Source organism: Colwellia sp. (genome assembly GCF_013215345.1).
Taxonomy (GTDB): Bacteria; Pseudomonadota; Gammaproteobacteria; order Enterobacterales; family Alteromonadaceae; genus Colwellia.
On sequence record NZ_JABSOV010000012.1, the window covers coordinates 26,321 to 40,751 of the forward strand.

The 14,431-nt window shown below is 40.3% G+C and carries 10 protein-coding genes; 7 read left to right on the forward strand and 3 right to left on the reverse strand.

All coding sequences use genetic code 11. The annotated features are described in order from the left end of the window. Window positions 1-708: a CoA transferase subunit A gene (locus HRT50_RS02235; RefSeq protein WP_291610906.1), complete on the reverse strand. Its 708-nt coding sequence runs from the start codon at window positions 706-708 to the stop codon at window positions 1-3. A 187-nt stretch (window positions 709-895) separates the two neighbouring features. Between HRT50_RS02235 and HRT50_RS02240 the strand changes: the two genes are divergently transcribed. The 6 genes from HRT50_RS02240 to HRT50_RS02265 all read left to right on the forward strand — a co-directional run bounded on the left by HRT50_RS02240 (window position 896) and on the right by HRT50_RS02265 (window position 8,316). Beyond that, a complete protein-coding gene (locus HRT50_RS02240) occupies window positions 896-1,804 on the forward strand; it encodes a LysR family transcriptional regulator (protein WP_291610908.1) in 909 nt (302 codons plus the stop codon). A 339-nt stretch (window positions 1,805-2,143) separates the two neighbouring features. Continuing rightward, entirely contained in the window at window positions 2,144-2,926 is a 783-nt protein-coding gene (locus HRT50_RS02245; RefSeq protein ID WP_291610910.1) for a 3-hydroxybutyrate dehydrogenase, read from the forward strand. A 104-nt stretch (window positions 2,927-3,030) separates the two neighbouring features. Beyond that, window positions 3,031-4,215, forward strand: a complete 1,185-nt coding sequence (locus tag HRT50_RS02250) for a thiolase family protein (protein WP_291610912.1) — start codon at window positions 3,031-3,033, stop codon at window positions 4,213-4,215. 32 nt (window positions 4,216-4,247) lie between these two features. Then, entirely contained in the window at window positions 4,248-4,628 is a 381-nt protein-coding gene (locus HRT50_RS02255; RefSeq protein ID WP_291610979.1) for a carboxymuconolactone decarboxylase family protein, read from the forward strand. 380 nt (window positions 4,629-5,008) lie between these two features. Continuing rightward, window positions 5,009-7,066 carry a PHB depolymerase family esterase gene (locus HRT50_RS02260; protein WP_291610914.1) on the forward strand — a complete coding sequence of 686 codons (2,058 nt, stop codon included), beginning with the start codon at window positions 5,009-5,011 and terminating at the stop codon, window positions 7,064-7,066. 458 nt (window positions 7,067-7,524) lie between these two features. Next, window positions 7,525-8,316: an ABC transporter substrate-binding protein gene (locus HRT50_RS02265; RefSeq protein WP_291610916.1), complete on the forward strand. Its 792-nt coding sequence runs from the start codon at window positions 7,525-7,527 to the stop codon at window positions 8,314-8,316. A gap of 137 nt (window positions 8,317-8,453) precedes the next feature. Here HRT50_RS02265 and HRT50_RS02270 read toward each other — a convergent pair whose 3' ends face one another. Together HRT50_RS02270 and HRT50_RS02275 are read right to left on the reverse strand one after the other, a co-directional pair. Further along, on the reverse strand, window positions 8,454-9,437 hold the full coding sequence (locus HRT50_RS02270; RefSeq protein WP_291610917.1) for an alpha/beta hydrolase: 984 nt from the start codon (window positions 9,435-9,437) through the stop codon (window positions 8,454-8,456). Continuing rightward, window positions 9,425-10,651, reverse strand: coding sequence for a CynX/NimT family MFS transporter (locus HRT50_RS02275; RefSeq protein ID WP_291610919.1), 1,227 nt, complete (start codon window positions 10,649-10,651; stop codon window positions 9,425-9,427). The genes HRT50_RS02270 and HRT50_RS02275 overlap by 13 nt, the downstream gene beginning before the upstream one ends. A 197-nt stretch (window positions 10,652-10,848) precedes the next feature. Here HRT50_RS02275 and HRT50_RS02280 point away from each other — a divergent pair, with 197 nt between their 5' ends. Next, window positions 10,849-14,394 (forward strand): PAS domain-containing hybrid sensor histidine kinase/response regulator, encoded by a 3,546-nt coding sequence (locus tag HRT50_RS02280; protein ID WP_291610921.1) that lies wholly within the window; start codon window positions 10,849-10,851, stop codon window positions 14,392-14,394. The last annotated feature ends 37 nt before the right edge of the window (window positions 14,395-14,431 follow it).

A 14,431-nucleotide genomic window follows, 5' to 3' on the forward strand; every position in this document is an offset into this window, starting at 1 on the left:
TTACTCTCCTGCTGGTCGTGTAGTACGTTGCTCAATACGCTTTTCAAAAGTACTTTGAATTAAGCGGTTAACATAAATACCCGGCGTGTGAATCTCATCTGGGTCCAGTTGCCCTGGCTCAACTATCTCTTCCACTTCAACCACAGTTATTTTTCCCGCGGTTGCCGCTAAAGGGTTAAAGTTACGCGCTGTTTTTCTAAACACTAGATTGCCGTATCTATCGGCTTTCCACGCTTTCACTATGGCAAAGTCACCCACTATAGCCTCTTCTAAAATATAATCACGACCATTAAACTGGCGTTCATCTTTACCCTCGGCCACAGGTGTACCGACCCCCGTGGCGGTGTAAAATGCAGGAATACCAGCACCACCAGCGCGCATTTTTTCAGCCAGAGTTCCTTGGGGGGTTAACTCAACACTTAGCTCTCCTGACATCATTTGTCGTTCAAACTCAGCGTTCTCACCAACATATGAGGCAATTATTTTACTAATCTGGCGATCAGGTAATAACAAGCCAAGACCAAAACCATCAACACCACAGTTATTAGAAACGAGAGTAAGTCCTCGGGTGCCTTTATGTTTTATCTCACTGATTAAGTTTTCTGGAATACCGCAGAGGCCAAAGCCGCCGGCAATAATAGTCATGTTATCCGTTAACCCTGCCATCGCTTCTTCATAGCTATGCACAACTTTATCAAATCCTGACATCTGTATTACTTTCCACTTTGATGAAAAGCCCTAAGTAAGTTTTAAGTGTTTAGCAGTTTTAACTAATTGCATGTATTTGTTAAATTAATTAATATTAACTATTGATAACTTTTATTTATAAATGATTTCTATAGGTAACAGCTATAAATAGTTTCCTAATAAATTAATACGCCGATGTGAGCATAAAATGAATATCACCTTAAAACAGATCCGCGCATTCCTTGCCATTGCCCAAGTAAAGAGTTTTGCCGAGGCTTGTGAGCTGTTACATATTTCACAACCAGCTTTAAGTGTCACTATCAAAAACTTAGAAGCAACCGTTGGTGGTCAACTTTTTGCTCGCTCAACCAGAGCCCTAGCCTTATCTCCTGAAGGTGAGCTATTTCTACCGGTAGCAAAACGCTTGTTAACTGATTTTGATAATGCCTTGGTCGAACTGCATGAAAGTTTTGCGCTTAAGCGCGGCAATTTATCCTTTGCTGCCATGCCCTCTTTTGCTAGTACTTTATTGCCAAAACAACTGGTGGATTTCAATAGCCAATACCCCGCAGTAAAAGTAAAAGTTCATGATGTCATCGCTGAAGATGCAGTAGCCATGGTCCGTTCAGGAAAAGTAGAGTTCGCCATCAGCTTTGATCCAGGTAACTCTGATGATCTTAATTTTGAGACACTATTTACCGACAAATTTATCGCTGTTTTTCCACAGAGCCACCCGCTAGCTAACACAAAGAACATTCAATGGCAGCAACTTAGTCAATACCCATTCATAACACTGCAAAGACCATCAAGTATCCGCTTATTGCTCGATGACACTTTAGCCAAAGAGGGCATATTTCTCGATATTACTTTTGAAGCAAATCAGCTAGCAACCGTAGTACAAATGGTGGCTAATGACTTAGGGATTAGTGTTATCCCCTCACTTTATCAGCAACAACTCTCAGCGCTGAAGCTTAACTTTTGTCAAATAAATGAACCTGTTATAAGCCGCCGTGTCGGCATTATCAGTAAACGCAGGCATGTTTTTTCTCATGCTGCCACTGAGTTTTTAAGAATTATCCAGCGTAATTTCTCACAAGATATTCCATCAGTTAAGTAGATCGAATAAATCAAACTAGCGACTACCTAAGTCAATCGACTTAGGTTAGTCGATGAAAGCTCATCAAACTAATCCTTCAAAATAAGCCTTAAAACTCCCCCCTTAAAAAAAGTATTTACATAGCTAGATTTATCTAATGTCAGTCATGCCTTGAGTAAATAGTCCTGCTAGCTAATGGCACTAAGGTAGTAAATCAACTCGCCCTTAATTCAGCTAAGGTAAGGCAATAAATTTCCGCATACTGCTCGTGTTAGCTGCAAATAGTTTCACCTCAAAATACGAGCCGTTTATCAGCATAAGGATATGCTGATCTTTTTAATCTTTATCAAAGGAAACACTATGCTACAAGGTAAAACTGCACTTATCACCGGCTCAACCAGTGGTATTGGCTTAGCCAGTGCTCATGTATTAGCTGAACAAGGCATTAATTTAGTGCTACACGGCTTAATGAGCGATAAAGAAGGTGCCAGCCTGGCACGCGAATTTAGCGATAAATATCAAATTAAAACTCTGTTCGATAACGCCAATTTAATGGACTCAGACGCCATTAGTGTTTTTATGACCAAAGCAATCAAGACCATGGGCTCGATTGATATATTGATCAACAATGCCGGCATTCAACATACTGAAGCGGTAGACACTTTTCCTGAGAGCAAATGGAATGCCATCATTGCTATTAATTTAACCGCTGCTTTTCATACTATTCAACACTCTTTAGCTGGTATGAAAGAAAATTCATGGGGCCGAATTATTAATATTGCTTCAGTGCATGGTTTAGTAGCTTCGAAGAATAAAGCCGCTTATTGTGCAGCAAAACATGGCATTGTTGGCTTAACCAAGGTAGTTGCTTTGGAATGTGCCGAGCATGGCATCACTGCCAATGCAATATGTCCTGGCTGGGTAGATACACCACTTATCAACGATCAAATTACTGACATTGCCAATAAAGAAAATAGCAGCTTTAAACAAGCAGAATATCAACTTATTACCGCCAAACAGCCGTTACCTGAAATGATGAACCCACGTCAAATTGGTGAATTTATTCTATTTCTTTGTAGTGATAGCGCGCGCAGCATTACCGGTTCGTCACTGCCTATGGATGGTGGGTGGACGGCTCAGTAATAGCCAAGAGATAAACAATAGATAACCATTATTGAGTAAATAAATTATCTCAAGGCCCATTACTCCCCTACATTAACCGAAATTAAGCTATTGGAAAAATTCATATGAAATCAGAAGAGCCAATTGTTATTGTCGCCGCAAAACGTACACCTATGGGCAGCTTTCAAGGCTGCTTTAAAGATATTTGTGCAACAGATTTAGGTGCAGCAGCCATTGAAAGTGCTCTAGCAAGTACCGCGCTTGAAAGTAGTGATGTTGATGAAGTGATTATGGGCTGTGTTTTACCCGCTGGTCTTGGGCAAGCCCCCGCACGACAAGCAACATTAAAAGCAGGTCTACCTGAAAAAGTTGGCGCTACAACCATTAATAAAGTGTGTGGCTCAGGTATTAAAGCGATGATGTTCGCTCATGACCTCATTAAAGCAGGCTCAATGAATATTGTTATCGCTGGCGGTATGGAGAGCATGACTAATGCGCCTTATATGTTAGCCAATGCCAGAGCTGGCTTTCGTATGGGTCATGGCAATATAAATGATCATATGATGACCGATGGTTTAGAAGATGCTTATGAAAAGAAGGCCATGGGCTGTTTTGCCCAAATTACCGCTGACGAAAAAAAACTAACCCGTGCAGATATGGACAACTTTGCCATCAATTCATTAGCTAAAGCCACACAGGCTATCGAATCAGGTGCCTTTGTTAATGAAATCGCGGCCTTTACCGTAAAAAGTCGACGCGGTAATACCATTGTCGATACCGACGAAGCTCCGGCATTAGTTAATAAAGATAAAATACCTAGCTTACGCGCTGTGTTTGCCAAAGAAGGCACCATCACCGCAGCCAATGCCTCGTCTATTTCAGATGGTGCGGCAGCATTAGTGCTAATGAAAGCATCTACGGCCAGACAAAAAGGCCTAACACCATTAGCGCGCATTGTTGCTCATGCCAGTTATGCGCAAGCGCCAAAGGATTTCACCCTTGCCCCCATTGGTGCTATCAATGCTTTGTTAACCAAAGCACAGTGGCAGCAAGGTGATGTTGATCTATGGGAAATTAACGAAGCCTTTGCCATGGTAACCATGTTGGCAATTAATGAACTTAACCTTGATGCCAGCAAAGTCAATGTAAATGGCGGTGCTTGTGCCTTAGGTCATCCGCTTGGCGCCAGTGGTGCCCGTATAGTCACCACGCTATTACATGCCCTACTTAATAGGAAATTGAGTAAAGGTGTCGCCAGCTTATGTATTGGTGGCGGTGAAGCAGTGGCTATTGCCATTGAGGTACTTTAGTAATGTTAAAAACAAAAGAGGCACAAGAAACTATGTCATATGAAAATAAGGCAGAAATAGCTGCTGGCGAAACTATCAGACGAAAAGTCATGGGTGATGACTTTGTTGATAGCGCCTTAGCTAAAGCGACTGATTTGACTCAACCGATGCAAGAATTCATTAATGATCATGGTTGGGGATCAACGTGGCAAAGGCCTGGGTTAAACTTAAAAACCCGCAGCTTAGTTACTATTGCCATGTTGGCTGCTCTAAAAGCGCCACAAGAATTAAAAGGTCATATTCGCGGCGCACTCAATAATGGCGCCAGCATTGAAGAAATTCAAGAAGTGCTGCTGCATAGTGCCGTCTATTGTGGCGCACCTGCGGCGCAAGAAGCCTTTCGCGCCGCACAAGAAGTATTGATAAACGAATAAACTTTAACGCCAAGTTAACTAAGCCATAAGCGACTTACCTAGTTAATGGCTTAGCTAACTAGGTACTAACTCATGCATGCATGAGTTCTCAAAAAAGCACTTGAAAATTAGCATTCAAAGGTAGTATTAAATTTAAGACCTGCCCTAAAAACAGCTCCTAAAAACAGCTCCTAAAAACAGCTAAAATTAGCAATTATCCCCGCAGAAGTAGTGACAAGCAACGTAAAAAGCCAAAACCAATTATTTTCCCTGTTCACTTTAGCTACTACTAAGGTGCCACTTCTTTTTAGTACAAAATTGCCTAGAGTAGAACTGTGCAAAAAACGCACAAGGATGCTGTTCCAATGGATAATTATAATAAATATAAAATAGGCTTTCTTATGAAAAAATTATTAGCACTGACTTTAAAAGCAAAAATTAACCTAGTAACAAAACTATTAACCTTACTACTGGTGATACCGCTAAGTGCTTATGGCGGAAGTTGGCAGCAAAACGTCACTATCGGCGGTTTTAATAAGGTTCACATCTATACCCCTGATTCAATGTCACCCATTGGCTCGGGTAAATCGCTACTGATAGTGCTTCATGGCTGTGTGCAACCGATAGATAATTTCTTAACGGCTAATTTAGAAGTCGCTGCTGAAATTTATGGCATGGTAATCGCGGTACCTGATGCAATGAATAAGGCTGGTTATAGCTGTTGGTCCTATTGGCAAGGCAGTATATCGAGAACGTCTGGCGATTATCAAAACCTGATCAACTTAGCCAATACCTTATCAAGTGATAGCAACAGAGCTATCGATGCTAAACAAATCTACATAGCTGGTTTATCTTCTGGCGGAGCTATGTCTGCACAAGCTGCTTGTTTAGCTCCCGATATTTTTGCCGGTGTCGCCCCTAGCGCCGGCCCAACCGTAGGTACAAGTTCAAATGGTGCGATAACAAGTTGCGAAACTGTATCCCCAACAACTTTTAAGGCACGTTGTGAAGGGTACGCTGGCTCAGCCAAAACTCACTTTGCTAGCCAAATAGCCGTAATTGGCCACGGCACTGCCGATACCACAGTAAATACCTGCTATAACCAACAAAATGCTAATGGTTTTGCCAATATTTACGGTGTATCCCAATTACCTGGTAGTAAAACTATTACCCAAGGTACAGGACATAGTGCCTCTGAAACACTGTGGACTGATAATCGAATCGCCATGTTATGGTTTGATAACTTAGACCATTATTGGTCAGGTGGCGCAGGTGCAAGTGGTGATTATATAGCGGGCAACAGCATTAACTTTGCCAGCTACCTAGGACAATACTTCGCTGAAAATAATAAACGCGTCGATCGTAATGCTGGCCCGACTATCAGTAATCACAGTGCTGTGGCTCAAAATAATAACTTACACATTAGCGGCAATGCCATTGATAGCGAAGGTAGTGCTAGTAATGTTGCTATAAAAATTTACGCATTAGACTCTGGCTCTGCAGTATTAGTTGAAACACTAAATAGTCAAGCTGCCGTTGCTGATGGTGCTTATAGTGCAACTTCCACTTTGCTAGCAGATGGTTTATATCATGTAAGCGCCATAGCCACCGACAATGAAGAAAAAGCTGGTGATAGTGTATCTGTCACCACTCGAATAGGCCCAGAGCCACCCGCGACCTCGCCAGTATTATCAAAGATTAAAGTTAGCATTGCTGGTCAATGTGCAACAGTGACGGGTAGCGTTATTGATATAAACCAAAATCTAAGCAGTATCGTGGTTAGCTTTATTAATGGTAATGTTAGTGCCACTGTTTCAGCCAATGCTTTTATTGCCGAACAATGTAATCTAGCCGGTGGCCAGCAAAGTCTAACTATTACCGCGACAGATACCAGTGCACTATCAAGTATACAAACAGTAGCGTTCACCATAGATGCTGGTGTCAGTGGCGATTACAATCTACACATTAATGCTGATCATATCACTTGGGGTAACGGTTACTCTGCTTGTTATTTGGCTTTTGGCAGCAATGAGTTCACCATGCGCGAATATCCTGCAGGCACTAATCAATGTCAGTGGATTGCCGACGGTGAGCCAAGCTGTGTTGGCCCTAACCAAAGCTGTGTTGTGAGCAATAATGATGCTGATAGCGATGGCATAATTGATAATATTGATAACTGTCCTAACACCAGCAATACCGACCAGGCTGATAATGATAACGACGGCTTAGGCAATGTTTGTGATGCCACACCTGATGGTGACATCCCTGAGCCTATATTTACCTGTCAGCAGTTTACTAGCAGTAACTATGCGCATGTACAAGCGAATAGAGCAACCACCAATGGCTTTTATACTTATGCTATTGGCTCAGGGGAAACATTGGGGCTTTATAATATCTTTTACTCGGCAACGTTAGCGCAAACAGCAGATAACTTTTTTAGTTTAGGGACGTGTCCGTAACGCTGAGAAGTTGAAAAAAGAGCAGTACTAAAATTTTTTAGTGCTGCTTTTGGTGATTAACCTTTATAAAAGGATTTACAATAACTTTTCTTCATAGGTGATTTAATTCAATATAAACATGACTTGTGCTTTGCAAGCGTATATTGCTTTATTGGCCTACATAATCATAGCAATCTTTTCTCTAGTTAAAACTTACATTAAAACCATCGCTTACTACACTTTAGCTATAGTTAAAAAGGCTTTATTCATGATTGATAAAATTATTAGGGGCAATTAAGCTGATACCTTTGCCTTTGGCACCACCTTAATGCAATAGCTGATATTGTTATGATCTTTAAAACGTAATAAGTACAAGCTGATTTGTGCCAAGGTTTAGCCTTTAATTAACAATAGCTTCTCATTTAAAAGCAGATGATTAGTGTAATACAGTCATTGATAATACTTTCTAGGAAGATAATATGCCGTACTTTAAGCTCTTATTATTATTCATTTGTAGCGCTCTATTCTCAGCTCAAAGTTTCGCTAAAGTAGATGTTAATATTTTAATTGAAGATGGTTATTATCCACTGATAATAAATGCTGAAAAAGAACAGGGTTTAGCTTTTGAATTTGTGAAAATTTTAAATGAGTCGCAGCATGAATTTAACTTCTTTCTTAACACACTGCCCTCAAAAAGGCTTATTAAATCTGTGCAAGAAAAAAAGTTTGATGCTTTATTTTTAATGGCAATTATTTGGCTACCAAAATCAACTCATTCATATCTGACAAAAACAAAATTCTCAGTAACCGTAGCAAATGAATTATATGCATTAAAAGAGAACGCACTAGATCAATCTTATTTTGATAATCTCGATGAGTTAACTAAGGCTGGCGTACTAGGCTACTCGTATAAATTTGCTGGCTATAATACTGATCAGATATTTTTAAGCAATGTGCATAAAATGAGCCTAACAAGAAGTGAAGTCCATGTTGCTAGAATGGTTTTATTTAAACGCGCAGAGATTGGCATTATTGGTAACCTTGCCAGTCAGTACTTTAAAAAGACTAAGACTAATACTATTGATATGAATCTGCTTTATAAGAGTAATACCCCGGATCAAATTTATGACACCGCATTTTTAGTAAACCAACAAAGCTCGACAATAACGGCTAATAAATTTGATGAAGTTTTAAAACTCCCTATGGTAAAAAATAAACTTAATAATTTATTCAAAAAATACGGCATAGATTCGAGCGTAAAACCGTGGTAACCCTGTACTTATATAAGAACATAATTATACAAAATACATCAATATTAAATAGTTATACAAAACAGAAGTATAAAAACAGAGCAATTAAGCTCGGTAAAGATGAGAGATATCAAAGGAAAAATAAGGCTTATTTGTTATCAGGACCCACCATTAACAAATTCATTAATAAGCCGGTAAGTCGCTAAACATTCTTCACTAACCAGTTGATCAAATAACATATAGGCGTGAGTCATACCATCAAATGAATAGTGTTCAACTGCTACACCTACTTCTGTTAATGACTTAGCATAAGCAATGGCCTCATCTCTAAGTGGATCACAACCGGCAGTGATCACTAAAGTGCTTGGCATGTTTACTGAGAACTCACCTAATAGCGGCGAGGCTTTTTTTATTTTTGTCTGATCTAGGCTATTGGCATGAAAGTACTGCTGAAAATACCAATGTATTTTATCTCGTTCTAATAAAAAACCTTGACCATTTTCATCAATAGAAGCGCTACTCATTGTGTAATCAACGCTCGGGTAAATTAGGATTTGCTTAGCTATTTTGACTGGCACTTTAGATGAAGTATGCGCTGAGCTATCACAACAGTTATTCATCACTAAACTAGTACAAAGTGCGCCGCCAGCACTATCGCCAGCAATATAAAGCTGGTCACTATGCTTCATATCAAAAAGTAAGCTTTGATAGTGCATAAGCACTTGTTGACAATCGTCTAGACCTGCAGGATATGGATGCTCTGGTGCTAAGCGGTAATCTACACAAATGACAATCGCCTGCGCCGCAATAGCGAGCTTACGGCTAATAGGGTCATATAAATCAATGCTACCGCACATATGGCCGCCACCATGAAAGTGCAGTAATACCGGTAAATTATCATTAGGTGCTGGGTTATAAATGCGCACGGGAATATTATGGCTAGCCGTGGCTAAGTAACTATTTTTTACTATGCTCATATTAGGCCCTGAGCCAATTAACGGCGCTAAGTTATCCAAACCTTGTCTAACTAAATCGACACTAAAACTCTGCCCTTTTGCTTTGGCTTTAGCTTTTACCTCGGCCATAGCCTTATTAGATTTATCAATAAAACCGACTAACTTAGGAGAGATTATTCCGCGCATAATTTGTCCTCACTTGCTTTGCTTTTATCATCACCTTCATTAGTGATGGCTGCTTTTACCTTTCCTGTTTCAGGCAAGAAAAAACTCCCAATAAAAAAGGTACTACTGACTATTGAAATGAGAATAAATGAGACGGTGTAATCACCTTGATTGATATCCACTAACTTGCCAAATAACCATAAGATAACCGTAGAAATTAAGTAGCTGATTGAGTAGAACAAACTAAATACCACGGTAATACGTTGCCCGGTCATTTTGGGTAATTCATGGGGAATAGAAACCAAAGCAGTGATAGGGAAGAAAATGAAAAAACCTAATACTATGGCTGATAAAGTTTGTAACCACTCACTGCTACTAAAGGATACACCAATAATGGTTATCACCATGACAGCACCAGACCAGCGAATAACAGGTAGGCGCAGTGCCATTTTTTTACTGTAAATAATACCTGCTAATGTGCCAACAATACCAAAACCAATCACCCACTTACTTTGGCTAATACCGGCTTTAGGATAGAAGGTAAATAAACAAATATAAAAGGCCAATAGCCCTGAGTAAGTTAAACCATAAGCCCAATTAAATTTATCTTTAAGTCCATCAATATAACTGTAATGGGCCACGGCTTTGCCATCTTGGCTTTGCTCAGCACTTTCAGGTTCAAATTTTACCAATAGCCAAGCAAAGCTAAGTAATAAACTGGCAATAGAAAAAGCAATTAGGCTAACCTTCCAATCGCCAGTGAACTGATTAATTTCCGCCATTTTCCACAGCACAATACCAGTACCTATATTAAAAGCCACGGCATTCAGGCCGTTAATCACCGGGCGCTCATCCGCTTTAAACCAGTGCATAACAATAGGGTTAAAATAAACAATCATAAAGGCGCCACCTAAGCCCATAAGAAATCGACTAAGTAGCAATAATTCATAATTAGGCGCTAATGGCGTTAATAAACCAATAACGATAAATAGACTGGCAATAAAAAAAGCATATTTAATACCAAACTTTAGTGCAACCCAGGCAGCACCAAAGGTACCCACAATTTTAGCCAAGGTGACTGCACCACTGATAAAACTAGCTGAGGCTAAACTATCAACATGCATGGTAGCCATGATTTGTTCCATACTTGCTGTGCCACCAACCCAAGCCATAGCAAAGAGTACATAACTAATAAAAACAATGGCTTCAACCAAGTATTTGTTACTGATTTTCATATGTGATAGTTTCTAATAAAGGAGAATATTTATCGTTAGGTTAGCGTATGACGGCTAGCAAATAACTACTACCTTAGTTCACTACCCTGCTACAACTGGCGTGGTAAGCTAGTCATAGCATTATTTACCGATAATTTTTAGTACCTATTACCCCACTCGTTTACCATGCTTTTTGACCACAATAAAAAGGACTGCATTTGTTAGTTTGGCTTTCACTTGATACTTGGCTTATCACCTTTCTTTCCATAGCCTATTTAGCGCTACTCTTTATTGTTGCTCACTGGGGGCAAAATCAAGCCCCTGAAAACTGGATCTGCAAACCTTGGGTGTATAGCTTGTCGCTAGGGGTTAGTTGTAGTTCATGGGCTTTTTACGGCACGGTCGGACAAGCAGCGACCACAGGCGCTTGGCTAGCGCCGATTTATATTGGTTCTATTCTTTGTTTCGTATTGGCTTGGCCAATGTTGCAAAAAATCCTGCTGATTGTTAAGCAGCAAAATTTAACCTCTATTGCCGACTTTATTGCCTTTCGCTACGATCGCTCGCCGAAAGTCGCAGCTCTGGTTACCATTGTCGCGCTACTAGGCATTATCCCTTATATCGCCCTGCAACTTCGCGCCATCAGTACCAGCTTTGATTTATTAACAGGCACTTATCAATCAGGCATTAGCACGGCTTTTGTTGTCACTATCGTACTTATCTTTTTCAGTATTTTATTTGGTACTCGCCAAATAGCTGCCAATAAGCAAAACCAAGGGCTAGTATTGGCTATCGCTTTTAGCTCAATTATTAAATTATTCGCCTTAACTGCGGTAGGTATTTTCGCGACTTTCTTTATTTTTGATGGCTTTAGCGACTTACTTAGCCAAGGTAAAAACATCAGTTCAATTACCGGCACAAACTCAGCCTACCTTGCTGTCGCCCATGCGGTATTGGGGGCAATTACTATCTTTATCTTGCCGCAACAGTTTCATATGATGATGATTGAAAATCACCATCAACAAGAGTTAAAAACAGCCCGTTGGTTGTTCCCTTTATACCTGCTATTAATTAATGTCTTTATTTTACCCATTGCTATTGCTGGCCAGTTAACCTTTCCGGGCGGTAGTGTTGATGCCGATACCTATGTATTAACCATTCCGCTTTTTTATCAACAAGCCTGGTTAGGTATCACTGTTTATATTGGCGGCTTAGCCGCGGCCACTAGCATGGTTATAGTGGCCGCTATTGTGCTTAGTACTATGGTGGCAACCGAAGTATTAACCCCCTTGGTATTGAAATTCCGCTTATTAAATATCAAGGAAAATCAGCAATTATCCGGGCTATTACTTAACTTACGCCGTGGTTCCATCGCCATTATCTTGCTACTAGCATTTATTTTTGAACGTATCATTGCCCAGCAAAACCACCTGGCGACCATAGGCTTATTATCGTTTGCCTTACTCTCTCAATTTGCCCCTGCGACAATCGGCGCACTGTATTGGCGTAAAGCTAATACTAAAGCAGCCTTAACGGGCTTAATAGTTGGTAGTTTTGTTTGGTTCTATACCTTATTGCTGCCAGCCTTAATGCCAACTAGCCAATGGCTTGACACCGGTTTATGGCATATCACTTGGTTAAAACCTACTGCCCTTTTTGGGGTGAACTTTCTAGATAGTACTAGCCATGGCGTTTTTTACAGCTTGCTATTTAACCTTACCTGCTACGTTTTCGTTTCATTGGTAAGCCGACGCAGTGTCGGTGAAAAATTACAAGCCGAGTACTTTGTTAATAAAAGCCAAAATCAGTTTGAGCGAAACTTATCCCAAGAAGACTTATACAGTTTATTAATGCGCTTTATTGATAAAGAAGCAGCAGAAGCCTTGGTTAGCTTTGCTAAAAGTGAGCTAAACACTAATAAGAACAGCAGTAATAAAAACCAGAAGATCATTGAATATACCCGCTTACAGCTTTCCGGAGTACTTGGCTCTGCCTCAACGCGCATGGTAATGAAAGCAGCTTCAACTTCACAAGAAATCCCCTTAGAAGATGTCGTTAGTATTGTTGATGAAGCTAACCAAATATTCCGTTTTAACCGTGAATTATTGCAATCAGGCGTGGAGAATATTGAGCAAGGCATTAGTGTTATCGATGCAGATATGCGCTTAGTCGCGTGGAATCAACGCTATATTCAATTACTTGATTATCCTGAAGGGTTTGTAACCGCAGGAAAGTCTGTGGAAGAATTACTGCGCTATAACATTGCTAAAGGCGTTATTAGTAGCAAAAATACGGGTATAGGCAGCGAAATAAATATTGCTACAGGTACTGAATCGAGTACGCATATCGATAGCTGTACTAGCGTAGAAAGTGAAGCTTTAATTGCTCGACGTATTGAGCATATGCGCATGGGCCATAACCATTACTTTCAGCGCACTATGCCCAATGGCATAGTATTAGAAATCAGAGGCCAATCCATGCCAGGTGGTGGCTTTGTTAGTACCTTTTCTGATATAACCGCTCATATTGAAGCAGAAAAAGCCTTACAAAAAGCCAACGAAAGTTTAGAAAAACGTGTTGAAGAAAGAACCCAAGAACTAAGACACGCCAAAGCTGAAGCAGAAGCTGCCAATAGCAGTAAAACCCGGTTCTTAGCTGCCGCCAGCCATGATTTAATGCAACCTTTTAATGCCTTATCGCTGTTTACCTCTATGCTGAAAAAGAAAGTTGCAACGAAAGAGTTAGCGCAGTTGGCCAATAATATTGATGATTCCCTAAATGTTGTTGAAGCACTGCTATCAGATTTGGTCGAAATCTCTCGCCTTGATAATAACTCTGAGAGCATTGAGAAAAAGCACTTTGCGCTAGATGAGTTATTAATACCGCTAAAAAATGAGTTTACTGTTTTAGCTCAGCAAGATGACATCAACTTTAGCTATCAAGCTAGCTCTACTTGGGTCAATTCAGACAAACGTATGTTACGTAGAATAATACAGAACTTTTTATCAAATGCTGTGCATTATTGTCGTGATAAAACCGGCGATAAAGCAGCCATAGCCAACAAAATAGTATTGGGTGTTCGTCATAACAAAGACATGGTTCGCATCGAAGTTTGGGATAATGGCCCTGGTATAGCCGCTGATAAGCAGCAAACTATTTTTCAAGAGTTCGAGCGTTTAGAGCAAAATCGTGAAATACCTGGCCTTGGTCTCGGTTTAGCCATTGCTGAGCGTATGACTGGCCTGCTTGGTTCTAAAATATCAGTTCAATCTACCGTTGGCAAAGGCACGGGGTTTATGATTGAAGTACCTCGAGTGCAGCCTAGTGCCGTTAATTCAGCCAGTGAAACATCAAGAATTAACGGTAAAAAAACAGACTTTAGCAGCGAAGACTTTGCCAATATACCGGTGTTGGTTATCGATAATGATGCGCTTATGCTAACCGCGATATCTTCACAGTTGACTGAATGGGGCTGTAATGTCTATACCGCTCAAGATCAAGAGTCACTAAGCAAGGTGGTTAAGGGCATGCAACAAGTCCCTCGCTTTATCATTGCTGATTATCACCTCAACAACGACGCCAATGGTGTAGATTTGGTGACAAACTTACTGCACAAAGAGAATTGGCAAAGTCCTTGTGTAATATGCTCTGCCGATCCTTCCGAGCAAGTTAGACAACACACCAGTGACGCCAAGTTTTTATTCTTAAGAAAGCCGGTAAAATCGCTGGCGTTAAAGCGCACGATAAGACAAATGATTGCCTGAAACTGAGTGTTTTCTGGCTTTTATTCTAGGAGAGTTT